Source organism: Hypericibacter terrae (assembly GCF_008728855.1).
GTDB classification, from domain to species: domain Bacteria; phylum Pseudomonadota; class Alphaproteobacteria; order Dongiales; family Dongiaceae; genus Hypericibacter; species Hypericibacter terrae.
Genome location: NZ_CP042906.1, coordinates 2238214 through 2264341, shown reverse-complemented (window position 1 = coordinate 2264341; position 26128 = coordinate 2238214). Strand labels below are relative to the sequence as shown.

28 protein-coding genes are annotated in these 26128 nt (G+C 66.0%); 18 read left to right on the top strand and 10 right to left on the bottom strand.

The window, feature by feature from the left end; all coding sequences use genetic code 11:
- Positions 1-17 precede the first annotated feature (17 nt).
- Entirely contained in the window at positions 18-1049 is a 1032-nt protein-coding gene (locus FRZ44_RS10435; protein ID WP_225308641.1) for an HAD family hydrolase, read from the bottom strand.
- A gap of 358 nt (positions 1050-1407) precedes the next feature.
- On the opposite strand from FRZ44_RS10435, the gene FRZ44_RS10430 reads away from it, so the two are divergent.
- The 13 genes from FRZ44_RS10430 to FRZ44_RS10370 all read left to right on the top strand — a co-directional run bounded on the left by FRZ44_RS10430 (position 1408) and on the right by FRZ44_RS10370 (position 13219).
- Entirely contained in the window at positions 1408-2259 is an 852-nt protein-coding gene (locus FRZ44_RS10430; protein WP_151177123.1) for an alpha/beta hydrolase, read from the top strand.
- 29 nt (positions 2260-2288) lie between these two features.
- Positions 2289-3071, top strand: a complete 783-nt coding sequence (locus FRZ44_RS10425; protein ID WP_151177122.1) for an enoyl-CoA hydratase — start codon at positions 2289-2291, stop codon at positions 3069-3071.
- A 57-nt stretch (positions 3072-3128) separates the two neighbouring features.
- Complete coding sequence (locus tag FRZ44_RS10420; protein ID WP_151177121.1) at positions 3129-3563, top strand: CoA-binding protein; 435 nt, start codon at positions 3129-3131, stop codon at positions 3561-3563.
- Positions 3564-3725: 162 nt separating this feature from the next.
- The gene (locus FRZ44_RS10415) at positions 3726-5198 is read left to right on the top strand and encodes an AMP-binding protein (RefSeq protein WP_151177120.1); all 1473 of its coding nucleotides are present in this window, start codon (positions 3726-3728) and stop codon (positions 5196-5198) included.
- A 33-nt stretch (positions 5199-5231) separates the two neighbouring features.
- Positions 5232-6287: a TauD/TfdA family dioxygenase gene (locus tag FRZ44_RS10410; protein WP_225308640.1), complete on the top strand. Its 1056-nt coding sequence runs from the start codon at positions 5232-5234 to the stop codon at positions 6285-6287.
- Positions 6288-6487: 200 nt separating this feature from the next.
- A complete protein-coding gene (locus FRZ44_RS10405) occupies positions 6488-7375 on the top strand; it encodes a pentapeptide repeat-containing protein (RefSeq protein WP_191908523.1) in 888 nt (295 codons plus the stop codon).
- Between the two features lie 156 nt (positions 7376-7531).
- Entirely contained in the window at positions 7532-8602 is a 1071-nt protein-coding gene (locus FRZ44_RS10400; RefSeq protein WP_151177118.1) for a HalD/BesD family halogenase, read from the top strand.
- Between the two features lie 180 nt (positions 8603-8782).
- A complete protein-coding gene (locus FRZ44_RS10395; RefSeq protein ID WP_151177117.1) occupies positions 8783-9040 on the top strand; it encodes a hypothetical protein in 258 nt (85 codons plus the stop codon).
- A gap of 41 nt (positions 9041-9081) precedes the next feature.
- Positions 9082-10029, top strand: a complete 948-nt coding sequence (locus FRZ44_RS10390) for a succinylglutamate desuccinylase/aspartoacylase family protein (protein WP_191908522.1) — start codon at positions 9082-9084, stop codon at positions 10027-10029.
- Between the two features lie 50 nt (positions 10030-10079).
- Positions 10080-10838 carry a COG4280 domain-containing protein gene (locus FRZ44_RS10385; RefSeq protein ID WP_151177115.1) on the top strand — a complete coding sequence of 253 codons (759 nt, stop codon included), beginning with the start codon at positions 10080-10082 and terminating at the stop codon, positions 10836-10838.
- Entirely contained in the window at positions 10835-11050 is a 216-nt protein-coding gene (locus FRZ44_RS10380) for a hypothetical protein (RefSeq protein WP_151177114.1), read from the top strand. The genes FRZ44_RS10385 and FRZ44_RS10380 overlap by 4 nt, the downstream gene beginning before the upstream one ends.
- A gap of 31 nt (positions 11051-11081) precedes the next feature.
- A complete protein-coding gene (locus FRZ44_RS10375; RefSeq protein ID WP_225308639.1) occupies positions 11082-12176 on the top strand; it encodes an alcohol dehydrogenase family protein in 1095 nt (364 codons plus the stop codon).
- Positions 12177-12208: 32 nt separating this feature from the next.
- Positions 12209-13219 carry an ornithine cyclodeaminase family protein gene (locus FRZ44_RS10370; protein WP_151177113.1) on the top strand — a complete coding sequence of 337 codons (1011 nt, stop codon included), beginning with the start codon at positions 12209-12211 and terminating at the stop codon, positions 13217-13219.
- Here the strand turns inward: FRZ44_RS10370 and FRZ44_RS10365 are convergent.
- Complete coding sequence (locus FRZ44_RS10365; protein WP_191908521.1) at positions 13210-14241, bottom strand: lysylphosphatidylglycerol synthase transmembrane domain-containing protein; 1032 nt, start codon at positions 14239-14241, stop codon at positions 13210-13212. The two genes, FRZ44_RS10370 and FRZ44_RS10365, sit on opposite strands and share 10 nt — an antisense overlap.
- Positions 14242-14338: 97 nt before the next feature.
- Here FRZ44_RS10365 and FRZ44_RS10360 point away from each other — a divergent pair, with 97 nt between their 5' ends.
- Positions 14339-15067: a gamma-glutamylcyclotransferase gene (locus tag FRZ44_RS10360; RefSeq protein ID WP_151177111.1), complete on the top strand. Its 729-nt coding sequence runs from the start codon at positions 14339-14341 to the stop codon at positions 15065-15067.
- 60 nt (positions 15068-15127) lie between these two features.
- On the opposite strand, the gene FRZ44_RS10355 is transcribed toward FRZ44_RS10360, so the two are convergent.
- Positions 15128-16288, bottom strand: coding sequence for a patatin-like phospholipase family protein (locus FRZ44_RS10355; RefSeq protein WP_151177110.1), 1161 nt, complete (start codon positions 16286-16288; stop codon positions 15128-15130).
- Positions 16289-16560: 272 nt separating this feature from the next.
- On the opposite strand from FRZ44_RS10355, the gene FRZ44_RS10350 reads away from it, so the two are divergent.
- Together FRZ44_RS10350 and FRZ44_RS10345 are read left to right on the top strand one after the other, a co-directional pair.
- The gene (locus tag FRZ44_RS10350; protein WP_151177109.1) at positions 16561-17343 is read left to right on the top strand and encodes a 3-hydroxybutyrate dehydrogenase; all 783 of its coding nucleotides are present in this window, start codon (positions 16561-16563) and stop codon (positions 17341-17343) included.
- A gap of 30 nt (positions 17344-17373) precedes the next feature.
- Positions 17374-18123 (top strand): acetoacetate decarboxylase, encoded by a 750-nt coding sequence (locus FRZ44_RS10345; protein ID WP_151177108.1) that lies wholly within the window; start codon positions 17374-17376, stop codon positions 18121-18123.
- A gap of 457 nt (positions 18124-18580) precedes the next feature.
- On the opposite strand, the gene ligD is transcribed toward FRZ44_RS10345, so the two are convergent.
- From ligD to FRZ44_RS10310, 7 genes are all read right to left on the bottom strand, one after another.
- A complete protein-coding gene (gene ligD / locus FRZ44_RS10340; protein WP_151177107.1) occupies positions 18581-21256 on the bottom strand; it encodes a DNA ligase D in 2676 nt (891 codons plus the stop codon).
- A complete protein-coding gene (gene ku / locus FRZ44_RS10335) occupies positions 21253-22155 on the bottom strand; it encodes a non-homologous end joining protein Ku (protein WP_151177106.1) in 903 nt (300 codons plus the stop codon). The genes ligD and ku overlap by 4 nt, the downstream gene beginning before the upstream one ends.
- Positions 22148-22399 carry a hypothetical protein gene (locus tag FRZ44_RS10330; RefSeq protein ID WP_151177105.1) on the bottom strand — a complete coding sequence of 84 codons (252 nt, stop codon included), beginning with the start codon at positions 22397-22399 and terminating at the stop codon, positions 22148-22150. The genes ku and FRZ44_RS10330 overlap by 8 nt, the downstream gene beginning before the upstream one ends.
- Before the next feature lie 8 nt (positions 22400-22407).
- Positions 22408-22710, bottom strand: a complete 303-nt coding sequence (locus tag FRZ44_RS10325) for a plasmid stabilization protein (RefSeq protein WP_151177104.1) — start codon at positions 22708-22710, stop codon at positions 22408-22410.
- 133 nt (positions 22711-22843) lie between these two features.
- Positions 22844-23233 (bottom strand): PRC-barrel domain-containing protein, encoded by a 390-nt coding sequence (locus tag FRZ44_RS10320; RefSeq protein ID WP_151177103.1) that lies wholly within the window; start codon positions 23231-23233, stop codon positions 22844-22846.
- A gap of 81 nt (positions 23234-23314) precedes the next feature.
- Positions 23315-23614, bottom strand: coding sequence for a hypothetical protein (locus tag FRZ44_RS10315; protein WP_151177102.1), 300 nt, complete (start codon positions 23612-23614; stop codon positions 23315-23317).
- 135 nt (positions 23615-23749) lie between these two features.
- On the bottom strand, positions 23750-24013 hold the full coding sequence (locus FRZ44_RS10310; protein ID WP_151177101.1) for a hypothetical protein: 264 nt from the start codon (positions 24011-24013) through the stop codon (positions 23750-23752).
- 396 nt (positions 24014-24409) lie between these two features.
- Here FRZ44_RS10310 and FRZ44_RS10305 point away from each other — a divergent pair, with 396 nt between their 5' ends.
- Positions 24410-25627, top strand: a complete 1218-nt coding sequence (locus FRZ44_RS10305) for a pentapeptide repeat-containing protein (RefSeq protein ID WP_151177100.1) — start codon at positions 24410-24412, stop codon at positions 25625-25627.
- A gap of 61 nt (positions 25628-25688) precedes the next feature.
- A complete protein-coding gene (locus FRZ44_RS10300; RefSeq protein ID WP_151177099.1) occupies positions 25689-26006 on the top strand; it encodes a hypothetical protein in 318 nt (105 codons plus the stop codon).
- Positions 26007-26128: the final 122 nt, after the last annotated feature.

Below are 26128 nucleotides of genomic sequence, written 5' to 3'. Positions count from 1 at the left end.
GTCCGGCCCTGGATTCCTCATCCGCCGAACGGATAGATCTTGGCCCAGTCCCACTTCATGTCGACCACGGTCCATTTGGCCGCGACCGCGGCGTCGAGCGCCTTGTCGAGCCTCCCGACCTTGGATTGCCGGTCATAGGCCCATTCCCGCTTTTCGTCGGTGTGATGGACCAGCATGCCGAAGCGCGGCCCCTGCCCACCCGTGACCCATTGCAGCATCTCGAGATCGCCGTCCGAATTGCCCGCCGCGAAGATCGGCCGTCGACCGATGAACTGATTGATCCCGACCGGCTTGCCCGGACCGTCATCGATAAAGTCGATCTTCGGCAGGCGCATCAGAACCGGCTTGCCATCCTTCATCTCGAATTTGGTCACGATGGAGCTGCCGACCACCTGCTCGGGCGGAATGCCGTAGACCTTCTCGGTCCAGGGCCGCATGAACTCGATGCCACCGCCGGAGACGATGTAGGTCTTGAAGCCGTTCTGCCGCAGCAGCGCCAGGGTGTCCAGCATCGGCTGATAGACCAGGTCGATAAAGAGCCGGTTGAAGCGCGGATGTTTCGCCGTCGTGGCCCAGTCGACCACGAGCTGCGCGAACTCCGCCGTCGTCATGCCGGCATGGGTCGCCATGACAATGGTGGCCATCCCCTTCTCGCCGCTCTCGGCCAGGGTTTTCATGTCGCCCGAGATCGCCGCGGCGAAAGGCTGCTGATTCTCCCATTCCGGATGCTCCGGATAGAGCTGCTTGACCCGGGCCAGCGCGAAGAAGAACTGGAAATAAGCGGGCTGCTCCGACCAGAGCGTGCCGTCATTGTCGAACACGGCGATGCGATCCTCGACCGGCACGAAATCGGACCCGCCCTCCTTGGTGACGCGGCCCACGAAATCCAGGATCGCCGTCTTGGAGCGGCTGTCATTCCAGGACGGCAGCGGATCGTCGGCCGCGGCCTTGGCGAGGGACGGTGCCAGGAGGCCGACGGCGGCCGCGGCGAGCGGCAGCGTCAAGGCTTGGCGGCGGCTCAGTTCTGAAGGGCTCTGTTTATCGCTCACGGCGGACCTCCCGGAAGTGAGAAACCCCGAGGCTACACCATCTGCAGGCCCCGCCTCTTATCCCGAGGCGCCAGGCGACGACCTTCTCCCTGAACACGGAAACGACATACAACTGGAAATCCGAGGACTGGACGGTGCCGCTCAATTTACAGGTTACTCAAGTGCTGAAGATCGGCAGCCAGCGCGTCATTATCGGGGGTGGCGTCTGCTACTATGCCGATGCGCCCCAGGGTGGACCCGAGGGCTTTGGCGCCCGGTTCATCGTGACCTTCCTGTGCCCGCAATAGGCGCAGCCCCTGGACCCCTCGCCCGCCATCGGCCAAGATCGCGCAGCATTCCAACTTCGGGCGACCTTTCCATGGCCTACGACCATCTCGACGACGCCACCATCAACGCGCAGTTCAGCCCGCGTATCGCCGTTCCCGATTGCGAAGAATGGCTGGCCCGCGACGCGAAGCTGTCGGCCGAGACGAGAGGCAAGATTCGCCACACCGCCGACATCGCCTATGGCGAGAGCCCCGGCGAACGTCTCGATGTCTTCCCGGCCGGCAATCCCGGCGCGCCGATCCATGTCTATATCCATGGCGGCTATTGGCGGGCGCTCGACAAAAAGGATTTCAGCTATGTCGCCGAGCCGCTGGTGGCGGGCGGCGCCACGACTGTCGTCCTCAATTACGATCTCTGTCCCAAGGTCACGCTCGACACCGTCGTGCAGCAGACCCGCAACGCGGTGATCTGGATCTATCGCCATGCCGGACTGCTCGGCGGCAATGCCGACAGGATCTTTCTCTCGGGCAGTTCGGCGGGCGCGCATCTGGTCGCGATGATGCTGGCCGAGGACTGGACGCGAAGCCCGGTGCCGCCGGACGTCATCAAGGGAGCGGCCTGCATCACGGGGATCTACCAGATCGATCCGGTGCTGCGCATCCAGGCCAATGCCGAGATCCGGCTCAAGCCCGAGATGGTGGCGCGCAACAGCCCGCTGAGCCTCCCTCTGCGCGCGCATTGCCCGGTCCTGGTCGCGGTCGGGGCCAAGGAGACGCCGGAATGGATCAAGCAGTCGGAGGCCTATGAGGCGTTTCTGCGCCGGCACGGGTGCGCGACCGAATTCATCAAGCTGCCCGAGACGCATCATTTCTCGATCACGCAAAGCCTGAGCTGGCCGCAAAGCGTCCTGGCCAAGGCGATGCTCAAGCAGATGGGCCTCTGACCGGCACACCACTCCAGAAGAAAGCGCTCATGAGCAACCTCGCCAACGAACCCGAGCTCCTATCACGGGTCGAAGACGGCATCGCCATCCTGACGCTCAACCGTCCCGCCGCGCGCAATGCGCTCTCCTTCTCGCTGATGGGCGAGTTGCTCGAAGCTTTCGCCCGGCTGGATCCGGCGGTCCGGGTCGTCGTGATCGCGGGCAACGGGCCGGCCTTCTGTTCCGGCCATGATCTGCGGGAGTTTCGCGCCGCGCCCGACCGGCATCGCTATGAACAAGTCTTCGACCGCTGTACCGCCCTGATGCTGGCCATCCGGCGCTGCCCCAGGCCGGTGATCGCGCAGGTCCATGGCGTGGCGACGGCCGCCGGCTGTCAGCTGGTTGCAGGCTGCGATCTGGCGGTGGCCGAGAGCGGCGCCCGCTTCGCCACCCCCGGCGTCGATATCGGCCTCTTCTGCTCGACACCGGCGGTGGCCCTCAGCCGCGCGGTCGGGCGCAAGCCTGCGATGGAGATGCTGCTGACGGGCGAGCCGATCGACGCCGAGGAAGCGCGCCGGATCGGATTGATCAATCGCGTCGTGCCGCCATCGTCCCTCGCGCCGGAGGTAATGGCGCTGGCGCGGCAGATCGCCACGAAATCCTCGGCGGTCATCGCCATGGGCAAGGAAGCCTTCTACCGCCAGGCCGAGCTTGGCCTCGAAGAAGCCTACCGCCACGCGTCCGGCGTCATGGTCCGCAACCTGCTGGAAGCGGACGCGGATGAGGGTATCGATGCGTTCCTGGGAAAGCGCAAACCCGAATGGCGCGGTTGATGAAAGACACCGGCGGCATCACATATCCCTGACTGCCCGAAACCCTCAGAGAGTCCCATGCCGGATTATCCCGACGCGCTGTTCGAGAGGATCTTCGCCGAGACCAAGACCATCGCCGTGGTGGGGGCAAGCCCCAAGCCCGAACGGCCGAGCCATGGGGTGATGCGTTTCCTGCAATCGCGGGGCTATCGCTGCATCCCGGTCAATCCCGGCCAGGCCGGCGGCAAGATCAACGGCGAGACGGTCTATGCGAAGCTGGCCGACATCCCGGAGAAGATCGACATGGTCGATGTCTTCCGCCGCTCCGAGGAGGCCGGCGCGGTCGTGGACCAGGCCATCGCCATCGGCGCCAAGACCGTCTGGATACAGCTCGGTGTGCGGGACGACGCGGCGGCGGCGCGAGGCGGGAAGGCCGGCCTCACGGTCATCATGGATCATTGCCCCGCAATCGAGCTGCCCCGGCTGGACGCCAAGCGCGGGCGCGCGCAATAATCGCCGGAGAGCCGGCGCCCGGCAGAGAGCAGCAGGCAGCGTTCACATCGAGCTTTGCCGAGGCCTGAAATGCTCATTCATGGCTTCTGACCGGGTATCGCAGGGGGCCGTTGCGTGAAGCCACTCCTTGAATTTCCGACGGCCTGGGCCGCTCGACGGGCCATGGCCTCCGGCCTGGGTCATCTCACTTACGCGGAGATGCGCGAAGGCATGCTGCGATGCAGCCGATTCTTGCGCGAGCGCCACGGCGTCTTGCCGGGCGACCGCATCGCCTTCTGCCTGCCCAAGAGCCTGGAGGCCATCCAAGTCATTCTGGGAATTCTCGCGGCCGGCGCGGCTTATGTGCCCCTCCAATTTCAGGGCCCTGCCGCACGCCTCAATTCCATTCTCAGATCGACCGAGCCCAAACTGCTGATGACGACGCCGCAAATGGCGGATCAACTCGCGGCGGAAGGCGGATGGCCCGGTTTCCCCGTCTGTCGCCTGACCGCAGCCGAAGCCGGCCAGGGGCTTGCGACGCTCCTCTCAGGAATGCCCCCCGACGCGGAGCCCTTGCCCCTCAGCCCCGAAAGCCTCGCGGCCATCTACTTTACGTCCGGTTCGACCGGGGAACCGAAGGGCGTAATGCTGTCTCAGGGCAATATCGCGGCCGGCGTGGAGCTCGTCGTCAAATCCGACGTCCTCGACGATCGGGATCGGATGCTGAGCCACACCAATCTGCACTACGCCGCCTACGATATGTTCTTTCCCTTCGCGGCAGGCGCGCAGATTTTCCTGCTCTCCGATCGCGAAGCCATGATCCCGGCGGGTGTCGCGGGTGCCGTCGAGCGAGAGCGCGTGACGGTATGGCGATCCACGATCACAGCACTTCGCCTCTTGCTCGAGAGCGGCGAACTGGGATCCCGTGATCTGCGTTCGCTGAGGATGCTGGGTGTCTTTGGCGAGTCCTTCCCCATTCCTTTGCTGCGTCAGCTCATGGCTGCGCTGCCCACCTGTCGATTCAAGTTCAACTATGGAGCGACCGAGGTCTATCGCATTACTTCCTTCGAGATTCCGCAGAATCTGCCCGACGACCTGGTTTCACTGCCGATCGGGCCCGACAGGCCGGAATATGCCATCTCCCTGCGCGATGACGCGGATAGGGAAGTGGAAAATGGGGCGGTCGGCGAGCTCTGTGTCGAAGGAGCGCCGGTCATGCTCGGCTATTGGAAGGATCCGGAGTTGACCGCCAGGCGACGCCTCTCCGGGCGTCCTCATTCCTGGCGTTCGGGCGATTTTGCTTATAGGGATGCTGCCGGGCTGCTGCATCTCGTTGGCCGCCAGGATCAGATGATCAAGATCCGCGGTCATCGATTCGACTTGGGCGAAATCGAGGCCGTGTTGCGGAGCCAACCCGGTGTTCGCGATGCCGTCGCCGCGCTCGTGGCAAAGGCAGATGGCAACGCCGAAGTCCATGCCGCCCTGCTGGCGGAGCCCAGCGAGACGATCAAGACGGCCGTGCGCCTTGCCTGCGCCAAGCGCCTTCCGGCCTTTGCGCGCCCCTCCCGCTTACTGACGTTCGAACAGTTCCCGCTGCTGCCCTCGGGCAAAGTCGACCGGATGACCCTGCAAGCGAAGCTCCGCGAAGCGGGATGATCGTTCGGAACCCAACGCTGGAAGCCAGAGCCCTTGTCATTCGCGTTGCCGCCCGAGCAGACCGGCGCCGCCGCCTGGTATGGCCCCACCCTCGCCGGAGGCGACGAGTGGCAGATGCGGCTCGCGGCCACCGATATCACCGAGATCGAATCCGCGACCAAGGCGTTGACGGCACGCGAAGCCGACATTGCGGTCATTGCAGCGCGCGATTTTCCCCTTCCAACGCTGGCCCCGAAGCTCAAAGCGCGTGTCAGGGACGAGGTGCTCAACGGCCGCGGCTTTCTGTTGATCCGCGGGCTGCCGGTCGAGCGCTGGAGCGTCCGCGAGGCGGCAACGGCCTATTTCGGGATCGGTGCGCATCTCGGCAGCGCCCGCTCCCAGAATGGCAAGGGTCATGTGCTGGGCCATGTGCAGGATCTGGGCCTCGACGTTCAGGATCCCAATGTCCGTATCTACCAGACCAATGCGCGGCAGACCTTCCATACGGACTCCTGCGACGTCGTGGGTCTTCTCTGCCTCAAGACCGCGCGCTCCGGCGGACTGTCTGCCCTCGTGAGTTCGACCACGATCTTCAACGAGATGCGCCGCCGCCGACCCGATCTCCTGAAGCTTCTGTTCGAGCCGATCGCCACCGACCGACGCGGCGAGGTGCCGGAGGGCCAGAAGCCCTATTTCGAGATTCCCGTCTTCAACTGGCATCAGGGATTCCTGACCGCGATCTATCAGCGCCAATACATCAATTCGGCGCAGCGGTTTCCGGATGCCCCAAGACTTACGCCGGCCCATATCGAGGCCCTCGACCTGTTCGATGCCCTGGCCGACGATCCCACGCTCAACCTGTTCATGGAGTTCAAGCCCGGCGACGTTCAACTCGTGCATAACCATACCCTGCTACACGACCGCACCGACTTCGTTGATTGGCCGGAGCCCGAGCGACGCCGGCACTTGCTGCGGCTATGGCTTGCCGCCTCACATGCACGGCCCCTGCCCGAGCTTTTTGCCCAGCGCTACGGATCGGTAACCATCGGCGACCGCGGCGGCATCATTGTGCGCGGCACACGGCTGCAAGCACCGTTAACGGCAGATTAAGTCAACCGATTGGCGGCCTGTCCGCAGGTTGTTTTGCCGCTACGTTAGCGGCTGACTGATCATTCAATCCTTGGTTTTCCCGTCGCCAGCGGCCCTTGGCGATTGCATCGAATTGTTCCGAACGTTCAGAGGTTCTTGACGGCAGGGAATCCATGCTCCTTCAGGGGAAGTTCGGGATCGGTTCCAGGGAGGAACCCGTCATGGTCATGGAGATCGCTGACCAGGATCTCAGCGGCCGGTGGCTGCAGGGCGTCAGCTTCGCCGGCAAGACCGTCAAGCGCGTCAAGTTCGACGGCGCCGATCTGCGCCGCTGCGATCTCAGCCACGGCCAGTTCTTCGACTGCTCCTTCGACAAGGCCGATTTCGAGGGCGCCCATCTGGTGCGTGCGCTGTTCGAGAACTGCAACTTCCGCAACGCCAAGTTCGTCCGCACCAATGCCAGCGAGGCGATCTTCCGCAGCGCGGCCTTGCCCTCCCACAAGGCGCCCGGACTCGACGATGTCGAGCCGCAGGTCTCCTTCGCTGGCGCCACGATCGAGGGGTCGGATTTCACCAACGCCAACCTCCACAAGGTCTCGCTCTCCAGGGTGAAAGCGAACGACGTCAATTTCAGCGGCGCCGACCTGCGCGGCTCGCTGTTCGAGGAATGCAGTATCGCCGGCTCGGAGTTCGAGAAGGCCAGGCTGGATGGGGCCGACTTCTCGCAGACCCGGGATGCCGCGGCGACCCTGCCGGGATGGGCCGCCAGCATGGTGAAGCTGCCCCAGCGGATCGAACTCGACGACCTCCTGGAGATGGTCCAGGAGCACCGACAATGGATCGACAGCTACGGCCTCGAGGGCGCCCGCCTCAGCCTCTCCGGCCAGGACCTCACGGGGTTCGAGATCGCGGGGCTGGATCTCTCGGGCGCCGATCTGCGCAACTGCCGGCTCGACTTCGCCGATCTTTCCGGCGCCCGGCTGGTGGCGAGCGACCTGCGCGGCGCCAGCCTGGTCAAGACCGACCTGCGCAACGCCGACCTGCGGGCGGCCCTCATCACCGAGACGGCGCTGAGCAAGGCTCGCGCCGAGGGCGCCCGGAGAGGCTGAGCCTCCCTCGTCGAAGACCTGCCCCTCCCTTATCTTGAGCCGCGGCTCGGATTATGGTCATCGGAGAATGCCTCGCGACGGCCCATGATCGTGGCTGTCGTCGTTGGGGCGTTGGACCGGTTTTCATAGGGCGCTTGCCTGCGCGAAGGGGTATCGATGAATCGAAATGTGACAACGCAGGGCTCCGGCGCAGCGGCTCCTGAGGGAAACGAGCCGGCACGGCTGGCCGATGCTCCGGGCTTTCCGCATCAGAATCCCTCGGGCTACGTCGCGCTCGACGACGAACCTCGCTTCGACCCCCGCCGCCATTTCGCGTTCACGCAGCCCGAGCGGACCTGGACGCTCGCGGACTTCGGCTATGACAAGGGCACGATCGCGGCCTCGCCCAGCCCCGTGGCCGTGGCCGGGCCCTTTCGCGTCTTGTCGGAGGAAGGCGCAGAAACAGCCCGCGCCATCGCCCTGCGGCTCAAGGAACTCGGCCGGCAGAGCGACCGGACGGCCTCCTACCTGACTGGCGGCGTCTATCGCTCGCGGTTCCTGCGCGATCTCTTTACCTCGCCCGAGTTGGCCGCGTTCCTGTCGTCGGTCGCCGGCACGGCGCTCGCCCCGCATTCGATGCCGTCGCAACAGCTCTATGTGAACTATGCGCCCGAGGACATCACGCGCCATGTCGATACCTGGCACACCGATTCCATCGGCTTCGACATCGTCCTCATGGTCACGGATCCCAAGGCCATCAAAGGGGGACTGTTTCAGTTCTTCCGCGGCTCGCGCGAGGAGGCGGCCCGGCTGCTGGCGGCGCCTGTCGCCGGGCTGATCAAAGGCAGCAGCGTCGAACTGCCCCCGGACCGGATCGAATCCATGCCCTTTCCGGGTCCGGGCCATGCGCTGTTCCAGCAGGGCAACCTGGTCCTCCACCGGGCCACGCGCCTCATGGAGAAGGGCGAACGCATCACCATGGTGCCGGGCTTCGTCGCGCGGGACACGCGTTTCGCGGATCCGACCAATGTCGGGTCGATCGTCAATTGGGGCGAGCCCGGCATTCCAGCCGAGCTCGCGCGACACAAGGCCTGGTTCGCACATGGCCGCCTGGAGGCCGTCATGTCCGACCTGCCGATGGACGCGACCCCCCGAGAGGCGGCCTCGGCGTTGCGCCATGCCATCGCCGACGCCTCCGCGCTGGCGGATCTGTTGGATCGAACCGGCAGCACCGAAGCCGCCAGCTGAGGACGCACGCGGCGAATTCCGTGAGTTGCGGGGATAACCGCGGCCTTTTGCGTTAACGCTATCCGACAACCCTCTGATCTATCTCCGAGATCAAGGAGTTAGGTCACGTCGCTTTTCCGCATCCCCGGCTTAGCCTAAGATGGCACATCAAGTGCGCCGAGGGTCGTCATGAAAACCAATATGTTAGAGACCAATCATCACGCAACGACTCTGCGCCCGACCTCGGTGCAGCTGCGCTGGCTCAGCAAGGGGCTCAAGCAGCCCGGCGGCAAGCTGCCGCTGTTCGACGAGTGGGGCCAGCGCATCAACGAGCGCACCATCCGCCATTGCATCGATATGGGCTGGGCCGAGCCCTGGTTCAGCAATCCGCTGAAGCCCGAATGGCTGGTCTGCAAGCTGACCGATACCGGTCGCGCCCTCCTCGCTCACCATCGCTGAGCGACCGCTCGGTCCCGCGACACGCGGGACCGGGTTCTCCGATGCGCCGACAGCCCCTCGAGATCAGCCTCGGGAACGACGATCCCGGCCTCTCCACCGCTCTCCGGGGATGGCGCTATCGCGCCAGCAAGCGGGGTCCCAGGATCCTGGTGACCGGCGCCGTCCATGGCGACGAGGTCACCTCCAGCGCCGCCCTCTGGCATACCGCCGAGCAGCTGGAGGACTGGATCACCGCCGGCTCGGTCACCCTCATCCCTTGCGTCAATGTGCTGGCGGTCCGGGCCAGCCAGCGCCAGGTGCCGCTGGAAAACATCGACCTCAACCGGCGCTTCCCCGGCCGGCCGGACGGGCTGCTCGCGGACCGGATCGCCCATGCCCTGGCCGGCCTGCTCGAAGAGCATGATGCGCTGATCGACGTGCACACCGCCGGCTGGAGCGTCCCCTTCGTCCTGCTCGATCATTTCGCGGACAGTCGGCTCGAGCGGCGCGTCCTGCGCTGGGCCGCCTGCTCCGCCCTCCCCGTCGTGGCGGAGATGCCGGCCGAAATATCGAACCTTCAGGGCCTCGACCGGAGCTGGTCGGCCTGGGCCGTGCGCCAGGGCAAGCCGGCCGTGACCATGGAGCTCTCGGGCTTCCATGCGATCGACCATGTCGGCGCCCATCGCGGCGCCACGGCGATCATCAACATGCTGAACGCGGCCCCCGACCTCTCCGACCGCTTGCCGCGGCAAGGGCCGGCCGCAGCACCCTGGGTGCGGCGCGCGATCTGCAGCGACTGGGGCGGGCTGTTCGAGGCCGAGCGCCGGCCGGGCGATCATGTCGGCGCGGGCGAACGGATCGGCTGGGTGCGCAGCCTCACAGGCGAGCCTCTGGGTGCGATCAAGGCGCCCGAGGCGGGCCTGCTGCTCGAGATCCAGCCGCTCTCGGCCCTCCATGTCGGCATGCGCGCGGCAACGGTGGCGGTCGAACGCAAGCTCCGCCCGCGCTAGGCTGCGTCCCCGCGCGCCCTCCGGTCGGGGCCGCAAGACAGAAAGAGATCATGATCTTCGCCGATGCCCATTCCGGGTCCGCATTCCTTGCCGCCTTCCTGGCCTCTCTGGTCGAGTTCGTCGAGGCGCTGACGATCGTGCTGGCGGTCGGCACCGTTCGCGGCTGGCGCTCGGCCTTCCTCGGCGCCGGGCTGGGGGCTGCCCTGCTCGTCGCGCTGATCCTGTTGCTCGGGCCCACGCTCGGGCTGATCCCGATCACCTGGCTGCAGCTGACGGTCGGGGTCCTGCTGCTGCTCTTCGGCATCCGCTGGCTGCGCAAGGCGATATTGCGGGCCGCGGGCATCATCGCCCTCCATGACGAGGAAAAGATCTACCAGAAGGAAACCGCCGAGCTGCGGCGTGCCGGACTCACCCGCTTCGGCGGTTTCGATGCGGTCGCGACGGCAACCGCCTTCAAGGCGGTGACACTCGAGGGGCTCGAGGTCGTCTTCATCGTCATCGCGGTCGGCGCCACCGGCGGCAAGCTCGTTCCCGCCGGCATCGGCGCCGGGGCCGCCCTCGCGGCCGTGCTGCTGCTCGGCCTGCTCATTCACAAGCCGTTGACGAAGGTTCCGGAGAACGGGCTCAAGCTCGTGGTCGGCGTCATGATCTCCGCCTTCGGCGTGTTCTGGATCGGCGAGGGCCTGGGGACACCCTGGCCCGGCGCCGACTGGGCCATCCCCGCCCTCGGCCTCGGCTTCCTCGCCGCCGCCTTGTCGGCCATCGCCCTCGTCCGGATGTCCCTGGCGCGGCAGGAGAGCCGGTCGTGAGCCGCCTCGTCGAGATCCTCCGCGAGATCGTCGGTCTCTTCATCGACGATGGCAGCCTCGCGATCGCCATCCTGGTCTGGGTCGCGATCGTGGCCCTCCTCCTGCCCGCCCTCGGCCTGCCCGAGGTTTGGCGGGCGATCTTCCTGTTCGTCGGCTGCGTCGTCATCCTGATCGAGAACGTCGCCCGGTCGGCGCGGCGCTCGCGGTCGTGACGCCGTTGCCTCGCTGTTGGAGAACCCGCCCATGCCAACGCCGCCTCGGACGATGAAAGCGGTCCTGCTCACGGGCAATGGTGGCTTCGACAGGCTCGACTATCGCGACGATGTGCCGGTGCCGGCGCCGAAGGCCGGCGAGGTGCTGATCCGCGTCGGCGCCGCCGGCGTCAACAACACCGACATCAACACCCGGACGGGCTGGTACTCGAAGGCCGTTACCGCCGGAACGACTTCGGCCGGCGGCGTCGGCGGCTTTACCGAGGCCAAGAGCGAAGATTCCGGTTGGACCGGCGCCGCACTCGCCTTTCCGCGCATCCAGGGCGCCGATGCCTGCGGCCGCATCGTCGCGGTCGGGGCGGACGTGGATGCCAGGCGGATCGGCGAGCGCGTTCTAATCGAGCCGGTGTTTCGCGGACCCGATGGCGACCCCTATCGCATCACCTATTTCGGCTCCGACCGCGACGGTGCCTTCGCCGAGTTCGCGATCGCGCCCGCGCTGCACGCCCACCGCATCGAGAGCCGGCTCTCCGATGCCGAACTGGCCTCCTTCCCTTGCGCCTATTCCGCCGCCGAGAACATGCTCGCGCGCGCCGGCCTCGCCGCCGGCGAAACGGTCCTCATCACCGGCGCCTCGGGCGGGGTCGGGTCGGCGGCGGTCCAGCTCGCACGCCGTCGCGGCGCCACCGTCATCGCCGTCGCCGGCGAGGCGAAAGCGGCGGCCGTCCTATCGCTCGGCGCCAGCCGCGTGATCCCCCGTGACGCCGACCTCCTGGCGCAGGTCGGGCGCGAGACGGTGGATGTCGTCATCGACGTGGTCGGCGGCGCGCATTTCCCCCACCTGCTGGACCTTCTCCGCCGCGGCGGCCGTTACGCCGCCGCCGGCGCCATCGCCGGCCCCGTGGTCGAGCTCGATCTGCGAACGCTCTACCTCAAGGATCTCCGCCTCATCGGCTGCACCGTCCTGGAACCGGAGGTCTTCGGCAATCTCGTTCTCTACATCGAGCGCGGCGAGATCAAACCGGTGATCGCCAGCATCCACCCCTTGAGCGCCATCGTCGCGGCACAGCGGGAATTCCTCGCCAAGCAGCATACCGGCAAGATCGTGCTGCTCCCCTCCGCCTGATCCTCCGTTCTCCCCGCAAGAGTACCGCCGCGATGCCTTCGCCCATCCATTTCACCTATCTGAACGGCCCCGACATGGCGGCTCTGGCGCTGACCGACGACGAGATCCTCGGTGCCATCGAGGCGAGCCTCGCGATGCAGGGGCGCGGCCAGACCGTGATCGAGCCGCGCATGCATCTGCGGCCCCGCGACACGCGCGGTCATTTCAACGTGCTGCGCGGCGTGTTGCCGACCGGCGAGGGCCGCGGTTTCGCCGGCGTCAAGATCGTGGGCGACTTCATCGACAACTGGCAGCGCGATCTGCCCTCCGAAATGGCGATGCTGCTGCTGTTCGATCCCGCGACCGGCATGCCCCAGGCCTTGATCGACGCGACCGCGATCACCGAGATGCGCACCGGCGCCGTTACGGCCATCGGTGCCAAATATCTCGCCCGCAAGGATTCGCATGTGCTCGGCCATGTCGGCGCCCGCGGCACTGCCTATTGGAACGTGCGGCTCCTGAACCGCCTGTTCGATCTGACGGAGATCCGGGTCCATTCCAAACGCAAGGAAAGCCGCGAGGCATTCGCCGCCACGCTCGAGCGCGACCTGAAGCGCAAGATCGTCGTCACCGAGGATTGGGAAAGCTGCTTCGCGGGCGCCGATATCCTGGTCGAGGCCTCGCGCCTCGACAAGCCGGAGCCGCTGTTCAAGACCGAATGGGTCCGGCCCGGCGCGCTCGCGATCCCTTACGGCACCATGAGCGCCGTCGAGATCGACCTCACCGACGCGATGGACAAGGTGGTGATGGACGATTGGGGCCAGGCCGGCGCCGGGCCGTTCGGGGCGCTGCGCCGCCATGTCGACGAGGGCCGGCTCACGCGGGAGACCCTGCATGCCGAGCTCGGCCAGATCGTGGCCGGTCTGAAACCCGGCCGCGAGACGCCGACGGAGCGCATCCTGTTCTGGCACCGCGGCCTGTCGCTCTCCGACATCGCGCTGGGGGCGCTGGCCCTGGAAAAAGCCCGCCGGCTCGGGATCGGCAGCCAATTGCGCTATGCGTGATCCGGAGGCGCATCGACTTCCGAGATCGGCCGGCCGCCGAGTTCCTGGCGGGCCAGCCAGAGCCCCGGCAGCATCGGCAGCCAGAAGGTGAAGCCACGCAGCAAGAGCGTCGCCGCCAGCGCCGCCTCCACGGAAATGCCGCCAAGCACCAGCGTCGCGACCGACGCAGCCTCGAAGGTTCCCAACCCCAACGGTATGGGACCGAGGGTGGTGACCACGTTCGCGATCATGAAGGCCGCAAAGGCGCTCAGCAGCGAGTTCGGTTGGCCAAGCGCCAGGAGCATGACATCGAGCGTGAGGCCGTCCAACAAGAAGACACCGAGCTGAAGCAGGGTCGTTTCGGCCATCAGGCGGGGACTGCGCAACAGATTCGAGGGCGCCGCCGCGATCGATTTGAGCAACCGCGCCACCCCCGGAATTCGCTGCAGGCGTCGCAGCCAGGGGCCGTCGTTCAGGCGGCGGAGCCTCAAGACCGCGACGGGCAGACCCACGACGAACAAGGCGAAGACGGCTCCAATGGCGATCACGACGCGGTTGATCTGGTCGTGGAGCCACAAGGCCCCGAGGGCGCCCAAGGCTGCCACTCCATAGGCCGCGTAGAAGGAGACCAGGCCAACCAGCATGGCACCCATGGCCAGGTCGGACGGGACCCGGCGACGCGCCAAGCCTTGGACCACCATCAATGTCCCGCTGATTCCGCCCGACGGGAGGATCTGGTCGGTGAACAGCTTGGCGATGCCCAGTTGCATCAGGGACGTCATCGGCCGGCGCTGGCCGATGCGCGCCAGGGCGCAATACCAGACTCCGGCAGCGCAGACATAGGTCAGCAGCTGCAGCCCCACGGCCAGAAGCAGCCACACCGGTTCCGCACCCTGCGCCAGCGCCACGAAATGCTGGAGATCGCCCAGGTGAAAAACGACCAGGATGACGGCGGCCAGCCCCAGCACGCCGAAGGCCCATCCAGCCCAATGTTTTCTCGACGAAAATGCGTTCTTGACTGCCATCGGCTGGCTGCGCTGCATGCCCCCTGCCGCCAGAATAGGGGCAGTCGGCCGGCCCCTCCAGCCCGACCTGCCACCAGTGCTATTCTGCCGCTCGGACTCGAAGGAGGCGCGAACAATGAGCGGACGCGCGGCCATGGCCCTGACGCCCGAACTGGTGGCGCGGGTGCATCGCGACGTGCCGGATCCCGGTCATTCGGTCATGAAGAAGGAGCCGATGACCGACGGGGATTACCGCGCCCTGACCGACTCCCTGTTGGCGGCGCGAGATCCCGGCGAGGATGTCTGGCTCTTCGCCTATGGCTCGCTGATCTGGAAGCCCGCCTGCGACATCGACGGGCAGCGCGCGGCCCACGTTCACGGCTGGCACCGGAAGTTCTGCCTGCGCCTGGTGCGGTTTCGCGGCACGCCCGACTGCCCGGGCCTGATGATGGCGCTCGATCGTGGCGGCTCCTGCCGCGGTGTGATCCAGCGGTTGCCGGCGGCGACCGCACCCCAATGCATCGAACAACTGCTGCGCCGGGAGGTCAGCGTCAAGCCGCCGGCTAACATTCCGCGTTGGGTTCCCGTCAAGAGCGATGGCAAACGACTTCCCGCCCTCGCCTTCACGGTCGACAGCAAGGCCGGCAACTATGTGGGCGGCCACACGCTGGAAGAAACCGCGGCCGTTCTCGCCAAGGCCTGCGGACATTGGGGCTCGGGCGCCGAATATCTGATGCACACCGTCGCCCATCTCGAGGACCTCGGCATCCACGACCGCTATCTCTGGAAACTCCAGGCGCGCGTGGCCGAGCTGATCGCCGGCGAGATCGAGCCCCCGCTGCCGATCGTCACGGGGACGCGCTAGGACCCCTCCCCCTTACCCCTTTTTCGGGAGGGGATAAGGGGGAGGGGTTCCGGCGAGCTCTCAATCCTCCTGGCGGTGCACGTCGTGAACGATGCAGCCGGCGCCTTCGGGCGGCATCTCCATCCAGGCTTTCTTCTTCAACGTGGCCTTGGTGTCCTCATAGCCGCTCTGCCAATGCTCCCGCATCGAGATGCCGGAGAACTCGTAATCCTTGGCGTGTCCCTCATAGGCTTTCTGCTGATAGATCAGCTGGAGGATGACGATCTCCGGCAGATCCATCAGCTCGCACCGCAGCTTCTTCTCCTCCTCGTCCAGCAGTTCTTCCGGCATCTTCTTCAGGATCTGGCCCAGCTTCATCTTCCATTTGTGGAGGCGCCGATAGACGTCGGTGTTGTAGCGGGTGCGGGACGAATAGATGATGTCCTTCTGGCGCGCCATCACGTCCTGAATATCGCGGGGCATGTCGCCGCGCGCACTGAAGAGGTCGACCTGGAAGGCCAGCGTGTTGAGCGCATCCTCCTGGTCCAGCAGATATTGCAGCGGCGTGTTCGAGACGATGCCGCCATCCCAGTAATAGTCGGTGCCGAGCTTGATCATCGGCAGCGCCGGCGGCAGGGCGCCACTCGCCATGATATGCTCCGGCTCGATGATCTCCTTCTGATTGTCGAAATACATGAAGTTGCCGGTCAGCACATTGACCGCGCCCACGGCGAAACGGCAGCCATGGTCGTTGATCAGGTCGAAATCGACCAGCTCGCGCAGCGTTTCCCGCAAGGGCGCGCTGTCATAGTAGCTGGTGGCGTCCTTGGCGCCGGCGGCCGTGAACCAGGGCCCCGGAAACCGCGGCTCGAAGAATCCGGGCTGTCCCTGGCTGATGGTCAGCGAAGAGCTGATCGCGTTGCGGATCTTGCGGTAAATGTCGCCGTCGGGCGTGTAGTTCCAGATCTTCCGCTCGGTGATCCGCTCCCAAAAGGTCCTGAGCCGGTCCAGCCGCTTCGGCGGATGGTTGCCGGCGATGATCGCCGCATTGATCGCGCCGATCGATACGCCCGCTACCCAGTCCGGCTCGATCCCGGCCTCGTGCAGGGCCTGATAGACCCCGGCCTGGTAGGCGCCCAGGGCGCCACCGCCCTGCAACACCAGGGCCAGCCGGTCGCAGCGCTCGGGGCGCCAACCGCCTCCCGTCCTTGACTTATGTAGCACCGGCGTTTCGGCATCCATGGCAAATCTCCCGGAAAATTGGGGCAGCTGGAACGCATCTGCTGCGTCTTGCCTTCGCCCGGCACAGTAGTGCGGCGATATGACGAGCAGGTGACGTGACAAGCGGCCTATAACCTACCATCTTCGGAGTCACGGTCCTGTCAAACAATCGTCGCACAGGCGTGGCCGTTGTTCCTATATGAGGGGACCCGGTCGCTCCGACATCCGCCTTCGCCCGGTTTTTTCACGGCCCTCCGGCCGCAGACTCCCTCCCCTTACATGGATGAATCCTCATGAACGCTCCAAAGACCGCCCTCATCACCGGCTCGACCAGCGGGATCGGCCTCGAGATCGCGCGCGAATTCGCCAAGCAGGGAACCAATCTCGTCCTGAACGGCTTCGGCAACGCCCAGGAGATCGAGACGCTGCGTGCGGGGCTCGCGAAGGAACACAAGATCGAGGTGATCTACAGCCCCGCGGACATCAGCAAGCCGGCCGACATGGCGCAGATGATCGCACTGGCCGAGAGCAAGTTCGGCGGCGTGGATATTCTCGTGAACAATGCCGGGATCCAGTTCGTCTCGCCGATCGAGGAATTCCCGATCGAGAAATGGGATGCGATCCTCTCCATCAACCTCTCTGGCGCCTTCTACGCCACGCGCCTGGTCGTGCCCTATATGAGAAAGAAGAAGTGGGGCCGCATCATCAACATGTCGTCGGCCCACGGCCTGGTGGCCTCGCCCTTCAAGGCGGCCTATGTCGCGGCCAAGCACGGACTGCTCGGCCTCACCAAGACCGTGGCGCTGGAGACCGCCGAGGCCGGCATCACCGTCAACGCGATCTGCCCCGGCTATGTGATGACGCCGCTGGTGCAGAAGCAGATCCCCGACACCGCCAAGGCGCGCGGCATCTCGGAGGAGGCCGTCATCCGTGACGTCATCCTCGAGGCGCAGCCGACCAAGAAGTTCGTCGAGGTCTCGGATGTGGGGGCGCTCGCCGTCTTCCTCGCCTCCGACGCCGCCGCTTCGATCACCGGCGCCGCGCTGTCGATCGATGGCGGCTGGACCGCGCACTGAACCCACGACCGCAGAGAGAAACGGAAGATCATGCGCAAGGAAGACGTCCTCCGCCTGCCCTCCATGCCGCTGGCGAGCCCCAGCTATCCGGCGGGGCCCTATCGCTTCATCAATCGCGAATACATGATCATCACCTACGAGACCGATCCGGCCGTCATTCGCGAGCAGCTGCCCGAACCCCTCGAACCGCTGGCGCAGCCGCTGGTGGCCTTCGAGTTCATCCATATGCCGGACAGCTCGGGCTTCGGCAGCTATTCCGAATCCGGGGTCGTGATCCCCTGCCGATTCAAAGGCGAGGACGTCAATTTTTGCAGCCAGATGTATCTCGATGACGACCCGCCGACGGTGGCGGGTCGCGAGATCTGGGGCTTCCCGAAGAAGTACGCACACCCGAAGCTCGAGATCGTCAAGGATACCTTGACCGGCACATTGAGCTATGCCGGGCAGATGGTCGCGATGGGCACCATGGCCTACAAGCATGAGAGCATGGCCGGCAACGGCACGAAGACCACGGCCACCCTGTCCAAGACCCAGATCAATCTGAAGTTGATTCCCGGCGTCGATGGCCGGCCGGAGATCTGCCAGCTCGTGGCCTACAACCTGACCGAGATCACCGTGAAGGGCTCCTGGGCCGGTCCTGCCAGGCTCCATCTGATCCCGCATGTCAACGCCCCGGTGGCGGATTTTCCGGTGCGTCGCGTGCTGGGAGCGCATCACTTCATCGCCGACCTGACGCTGCCTTATGGCCGCGTGGCGTACGACTTTAATCGCCCGGTTTAGGAGTCGCCTGCAGAAGTGCCGCGCCATCGGCGTAGCAGCGACGAAACCCTCCCACCGGCGGGGGGCTGCCGGTGGGAGGGTCATCCCTGTGACCACGCCGTCGGCGGCCGGATTTCCGCGGGGCGTTGGGGGGAACGCCGCGAACTCTCAGGGCTGCCGCCCGTGCCGTTCGGCCGGGCCCGAAGGCCCGGCCTCACCTGGACGGCACTTCGGGGCGTTGCCGCGCGGCGTTACCTGAGGGCGGGGCCTGAGGTCTTGCCGCATGGCGTTGCCACGATGACAGGCCGTCCGAGTTCGACGGCGCTGCGTGCGCTTTCTATGCGGCAGCCGGTACCGGTAATCCAGGCGGCAAAGGGACAGCTAAACCTAAGGAGGCGGGACTATCCGACCGTATAGGGCGCTGCGACACGCTGTTGAGGGTGCTCACCATTCTGGCGTCGCTGGCGCTATCCAACGGTCAAGGCGACGCTTCCAGTTGCGCCAGCGTTTTCGAATTCAGGCTCTGGCGGAGCTTGAAAAAGCCCTCCCAGGGATCGCGCTTCAACCGGGCCAGCCGATCCCGGATGTTTTCGAGACAAAATTGATCGGATTTGACGCGGGGTCCGAGCTCGCGCCACTCGAGCGGCGCGGATATCGGTGCCCCTTCGCGCGCCCGGGTCGAATAGGGTGCGACTGCCGTCGAGCCGCGGTCGTTGCGAAGATAATCGACGAAGATCTTGCCCTTGCGCGCCGCTTTCGACGCCTTCGCCAGATAACGCGCGGGATTGTCGGATGCCATGCTCATGGCGACAACCTGCGTCAAACGCTTGACCGGCTCCCACGCTATCGCGGGCTTCAACGGGGCGACAACATGCAGCCCCTTCCCGCCCGTCGTCTTGAGAAAGCTTTCGAGCTTGAGTTCCTTCAGCCGCTCGCGCACCTCCTCGGCCGCACTGACGACGTCCGGCCACGCGACGCCGGGATCGGGATCGAGATCGAAGATGATGCGATCCGCCTTGTCGACATCGTCGACCGAAGCGCCCCAGGGATGCAGCTCCAGCACACCGAACTGCACCAGCGCGATCAGGCCTCGCACATCCTCGATCGAGACATAGGTCTCGCGCCCGGTCCTGCCCTTGACGCTGAAGGGCTTGATGGCGTCGGGCATTCCGGCGGAGAGATGCTTCTGGTAGAAGCAGGCGCCGCTGGCGCCGTCCGGGCAGCGCACGATCGCCAGCGGGCGCCGGCGCACATGCGGCATGATGTAGTCCGCGACATCGACATAATACTGCGCCAGGTCCTGCTTGGTGATGCCCTGCTCCTTGTAGAGGAGCTTGTCGGGATGGGTGAGCCGGACGCCATGGAAACTCTCCTCCTTCGAGGAGCGCGCTGCCTCGTCCTTCGCGGCTGCGGTCGGCTTTCGCCGGGTGGGACGGGCGGGCTTTTCCTTCTCGGTCCTCGACGACGGCGTGCTCGCGCGTGCCATGATTTTCTCGCGTGTGATCTGGCTGGCGGGCTTGTCTTCGCGCAAGCCCAAAAACGAGGCCTGGCGAACGAGACCATCCCGCGTCCAGGTGGCGAACTCAATCTCGCACACCAGCGTCGGTTTGACGAATGTGACGCCACGCCGGACGGCCGCCGGCAGCGCGTCGAAGGGCGGCTTGTCCTGACGGATTCGCTCGAGCCTGCGCCTCAAGGCCAGCGACTGCTGCTGGCTGAAGCCGGTGCCGACGCGGCCCGCATAGCGAAAGGCCCCCTCGCTGCCATAGCCCAGGGCCAGCGATCCGATGCCGGGCAAGCCCTTCGCCGGCTTGGTGAAACCGGCGATCACGAATTCCTGTCGCTCGCGGCATTTGGATTTGAGCCAACCGAGCCCTCGGCCCGGCCGGTAGGGAGCATGCGCCTGTTTCGACACCACGCCTTCGAGGGCGAGCTCGCAGGCATGGCGATAGATCTCGGCGCCATCGCGGTCGAAATGCTGGCTGAAGCGCAGCGGGCCGCGCTCGTTCGCGCCCAGCAGCCTCAACAGCCTCGCCTTGCGCTCGAGCAGCGGCAGGGGACGAAGGTCATAGCCGTCGAGATAGAGGAGATCGAAGAGTACGAAAGCGAGCTCGCCCTCCTCCTCGCCGCCCAGGATCGCCTGCAGGCGCCCGAAGTCGGACAACCCGTTCTCGGCGAAGGCGACGATCTCGCCATCGAACAGGGCGGTCTTGGCGGGGAGCGCTTCTATGGCCGCGGCGATGCTGGCGAAACGGTGGCTCCAGTCCAGCCCGCGGCGCGTGAGAAGCCGTGCCTTGCGTCGCTCCAACCGCGCCTGGATCCGGTAACCGTCGAGCTTGATCTCATGCAGCCAGTCGGCCCCCTCGGGCGGCGCTTCGACCCGGGTGGCCAGTTGCGGCTCGACGAAATCCGGCAGCGCGGTGCGCTTGGCCGCTTTCGTCGGCGCGGCCCGCCTGTCCGATGGCGATGGCCGCCCCTTCAGCTCGGCAGCCGGTTTCGCTGTCTTGTCGTCTTGCCGCGCCTTGCTGTTCCAGACCGATCGGCTGCGGCCGATTTCCTCCATGCTGCGGCCGGAGACGACGCTGCTATCTTCCATTTCCAGAAGACTGTCGCCCTCACCCGGCCGCGCCGCGCTATCATGGCCCTTGATCAGGAGCCAATTCTCGCGCTTCTCGCGCGGCGAGCGGTTTCGCATCCGGACCAGATTCCATTCGCCCTTCAGCCGTTCTCCGTCGAGCCGAAACTTGAGCCGGCCGGCCCGGAGCATGGCATGGGCATCGCCGAGCGGCTCCCAGCTGCCTTCGTCCCACAGCATCACCGTGCCCCCGCCATATTGGGGCTTTGGGATGATTCCCTCGAAGCTGCCATAGTCGAGCGGATGGTCCTCGACATGGACCGCAAGACGCTTGTCGGCGGGATCGAGACTGGGACCGCGGGTGACGGCCCAGCTCTTCAGCACGCCATCCAGTTCCAGCCGGAAATCGTAATGAAGGCGGCGCGCCGCATGTTTCTGGATCAGGTAACGGTGGCCCCGCGAGCGGGCCTTGAGGCCGCGCGGTTCGGGCGTCGCCTTGAAGTCCCGTTTGGCGCGATAGCGCGCCAGCGACCGGTCGCCGCTCGCAGACGTCGACCCGCGCGTCGGCTCGGACGTCATGCCCTCTTTCGCGTTTTCCCGCGCGCCGCCGGCCGGCGCGGCGCGGCGGCCTTCCGGGCCGGTGCATCAGCCGGTTCGGGCGCGCTCGCCTTACCCACGGCGCCGCTCTTGCGCCCGACGCTCTGGCGCAGCGCTTCCATCAGATCGATGACCTCCGCCCCTCTGCGTTCCGGCTCCTCGGTCCGGATCCGGCGGCCCTTCGATTTCAGCTTCCGCTCGATCAGCTCGCGGAGCGCGTTTTCGTAATGGTCCTTGAAGCGCTCCGGATCGAAGGGCGCGGCCTTTTGCTCGATGAGTTTCTTGGCGAGACCAAGCTGATCCTTGTCGACCGCGACCTTCTTCATGCCGTCGAAATATTTACCGGCCTTCTTGAGGTCCTCGGCGTAGCGCAAGGTTTCGAGCAGCATGCCCTTGCCGCAGGGCTGTAGGGCCGCGATCCGCTCCCGACCCGACAGCACGATCTGGCCCAAGCCGACCTTCTTCTCGGCGCGCAGCGCATCGCGCACGACGGCAAAGGCGTCGAGACCGGCATCGCCATCCGGCACGACGAAATAGGGTTCGTCGAAATAGATCGCATCGATCTCGTTGCGGTCGACGAATTGGACGATGGAGAAATTGTCGGCGGATTCCAGGCGGACCGCCTTCAGCTCCTCCGGCTCGAGCAGCACATACTGGTCCTTGGCATACTCATAGCCCTTGACGATCTCGTCGCGCTCCACGGCACCGCGCCCCGGCACCACATTCTGATGGCGGACGCGCTTCCCCGAAGCCTTGTGGATCTGATGGAAGTGGACTTCGCTGCGCGTGTCGACGGCATGATAGAGCCGCACCGGCAGCACCACGAGCGAGAGCCGGATGGCGCCCGTCCAGTAAGGTCGCGCCGTAACCGCCTCAGCCATGGGAGGTATAGAAGATCAGCAGCGCGCCCAGCGCCACGATGACGAGGACGAGCGAGGTCCCGAGAATGATCCGCAGATGGCCGGAGGTTTCGCCCGATCGGGCCTTCTGCGTGCTCAGCGTGGTCTTCTGCGTGTCCTGAGGCATGGCGCGCAACTCCTCGCCTTGTTCACCGTCGGTCATGAAGGGCTCCGTCGAATCCTGACTCATCATGCCGTCGTCCTTCACCAGGCGTTCGTCACTCATCACCCGCTCTACTTTCCGCGGCGGGCTCGCGTTCGGGCCGCCTTCTTGGCGGAAGCCGAACGTGCCGCGGCGGGGCGCGCCGCCGCTGCCCGCCCGCCTCGTTTGCCGCCCTTCTTATAGGGCGCCTTGTTCTCGGGCTTGCCTTCGCCCGACCCGCCAAGCCGGCCGCCGCCGGAGATCTTGTTCTCGACCGCCCAAGCCCGCGCCGCCGCTTCCTTGGGTGCGACACCGCGCTTCTCGAAGCTCTCTTCAATATGCGCCACCTGGCGCTTCTGCTTGGGTGAATATTTGGACTTGTCGCCGCGCGGCATGTTCCTCTCCTTCGAGATGGGCCAACCCGAGCGCGCCAAGCCCGGACCTGGCATCGTCAACGATCGCGGCCGGGCCGGCCGGCGCGGCGTGAGCGCCGCCCCGGCCGGACCCGGTTTCCCGGTTTGGGCCCGTTTAGAGCCAATAGGGCGGGATGCCGTAATAGTCATGAAGACTCTTGCCCCATTCGCGATCGGCAAGCGTGGATTCGTTCTCAAAGCGGGGCGCCTTCTTGAGCTTCTCGGCGTCGAGGGCCACGACATAGCCGCTCTTGCCGGTGTCGTAGCTCAGGACCGACCAGGGCAGCGCATAGCGGGACTGGCCGAGGCCCAGAAAGCCGCCGAATGTCGCGACCGCGTAGGCCACCTTGCCCGAGAGCTTGTCGATCATGATCTCGTCCACTTCGCCGAGATGATCGCCCTTGGGATTGTAGATGTGGGTGCCGTTGACCTTGTTGGCGCCGATGAGGCTGTAGGTCTCACGCTGCTCGAGCGTGCTTTGCGTCTTCGGAAGTGGCGATGCCATTTGTCGTCTCCTTGATGATCCGGTATCTGGTGAGAGTGCCCCGGCGATGTTCAGGTAACTGCCGCGGACCGGATCCGTTCCCTAGCCGGGGAAGCGCAGCTTGAGCGGCGGCCTGCGCGGGGTTGACCCCGGCGGCTGATCGGGCGGTTGATCCGGCGGCAGTTCGGGACTGCGCTTTCCCGGCGACGGCAGCGGCGGATCGGTCGGGCCCGGGTCGCCCGGCACGGGATCGCCCGGCATCGGCGGGCCGGGCGGCAGCGGTGTGGGCGGATCGGGATCCGGCCGCCCGGGAATGATCGCCGCATAGCGTGCCCGCGACAGGAGGCGGCGGCGGACGAAGTCCGGCCGGACCGGCATGTCGGTCATGAATGGCATCGTCATCGAAACCTCTTGAGGCTTTCCGGGCTCTGAAGCGGACAGGCCCGGCGTTGCGTGGGCAGCGCCGGGCCTTCGCTCAGACGCGTTCGGCGAAACCGTGGTGGTCCAGCCGCCCGCGTCTTCGCTCTCGGCGAAAGCTTAGTTCTTGTTGCCGCGATCGTTGTCGCGGCCGGCGCCGGGCTTCGTCTGGTCGCCCTTGCGGTCGACCGGCACGTCGCGAGCACGGTCCGTGCCCGACGCGTAGCGGTCCTGCGGAGTGCCCGTCTTGTCCCGCTGGCTCGGATCATGCTGGCTGGGATCGCTCGGCTTCTGACCCTGGCCCTGCCCCGGATTCCGCTGCGCCTGCTGCGGATTCTGCGGGTTCTGATTCTGGTGGGCCGGCTTGTCCATTGGGTTACCCATGATCTAGTCCCTTCATATTCGGGTTGTCGATATCAGGTACAACGCGAGGGTCCCGGACGGGGTTCCGCCATCCCAGATGAAGTCGCGCCCCTGCAAAGGCTGCAGTGCCGCCGGCCGCTTGCGACAATCCCGGCCACAGGAAGACCACAAGCAATCCATCTCATTTCTTCCGGCTGCGCTTCGCGGGCACTTTCTTGCGGCCCTCAGAAAGGCCGATGGCAAGGGTCTGGGCCCAGCCCCCATCGGAGAAGGAACGGTTAACGCTCCCCCTTTATGCTGGCTGCAATGGCATCCGTTTGCGGCCCCAGGCAGCCGACGGCTGCATAGCCACCTACTCGACCGCCGTTACCGGCAGCGAAGCTCTGATAAGCCTGCGACCCTTGACCCAGACCTGACATGACCAAAGCCGATCTCAAGATCCCCTCGCCCGAAGAACTGAAGGCGATCGTCGGAACGCATCTCCTCTGGACCAAGACACCGGCCAAGGGGAAGCGGGGCGAGCTCTCCTATTGCGCGCTGCCCGGCATCGACCTCTCGGGCCTCGATCTTCACGGCATGGTCTTCACCGGCGCCGATCTGGGCGGCGCGCGGTTCGATGGCTGCAATCTCGCGGAATGCGACTTCTTCGGCGCCAACCTCTCCGGTGCGCATTTGCGCGGCGCGAAGCTGACCCGCGCGGTCCTGCGCGGCGCACGCCTCGCCGGCACCGATCTCGAAGGGGCGGACCTGCACGAGGCCGATCTGCGCGAAGGCGTGCTCTATCGCCATCGCGGCCCGCGCCGGCCGGGCGAGATCGAGACCGACGGGGCGGCCGAAGGCGAGATGACCAATTTCTTCCGCGCCGACCTCAGCAACGCCAAGCTGTCGGGCTCGGTCTTCAAGGGCGCCAAGCTTGCCGGCGCCATCATGGCCAACGCGACCATGGTCGATGCCGATTTCACCGGCTGCGACATGACCGGCGTCGATCTGCGCGGCGCCAACCTCTCGCGCACCAACTTCACCAGCGCGCGGTTGACCGGCGCCAAGATGGTCGGCGTCTCGATCGACAAGACGGTCTTCACCGGTGCCGATCTCACCGGTCTGATGCCGGAGGACCTGAACCAGGTCAAAGGCTGGGCCCGCGACGCGAAGTTCGATCCGCCGCCGGTCAACAACCGCGACAATTTCCCGGCCGTGATCGCGGCCCACGAGAAATGGCTGCAATCGGACGGGCGGGAAGGAAGGCAGGCGGTCTTCGAACGGGCCGATCTGTCGGGCCTCGATTTTTCCGGCAAGCTGCTGCGGCTCGTCGTGTTCCGCCGCTGCAGCCTCAGCGGTGCCGATTTCGGCGACGCCCGGATCTTCGCGGTGGATTTCAGCGGCTCCGACCTCCGCCAGGTGCGGTTCCGCGGCGCCAAGGTCAGCGGCGGACGTTTCGACGGGGCGGATCTCACCGGCGCCGATCTGGCGGGCTGCCGCATCGCGCCCTTGCCGCTTGCCGGAGGCGGCGGACAGATCGCCACCAGTTTTCGCAGCGCCCGGCTCTCGCGCAGTGTCTTCGCCGGGGCCGACGTGCTGGCCGGCGATTTCAGCGAAACGGCGCTGGCAGGAACCGGCTTTCCCTTCCGCGGCTGAACCGGCCCGGACCGCGGCTCGAGCGGCGGAACTGAATCCCGCGACGCCACGCTCTCCACGCATGCTGTCAAAAGAGAATCCGAGCGCGTCTTCGGAACGGCGATGGCTGGCCGCCATGGAGGCGCTGGGCCCTCAGGTCGTGGCCGGCAAGCTCCAGGGGCCCGGCACCAGTTACGGCCGCGGCGCCGATGTCAGGGGCATCGTCGACAGCGATCCGCATCCTTCGCGCAGCTTCGTGGAAAGTTGGCTGGCCGAGAAGGCCCGCGCGGCCGAGGCGCTCGAGCGCGCAAGATTCCGCTGGGTGGTGTGGCTGGCGGTCGCCGCCGCGATCTTCAGCGCGATCGCGGCCTGGCCCATTCTGCGTTCATGGCTGGATTGAAGTTTTCACAGAGATAGCAGGCGGATGCCGCTGCTGCTCGCGGCGCGAGCAAATTTGTGGCCGAGGCCGGAAATCGCTCGCGATGCGTTGAAAAGTCATAGAGCCGATTCAAGATGACGACA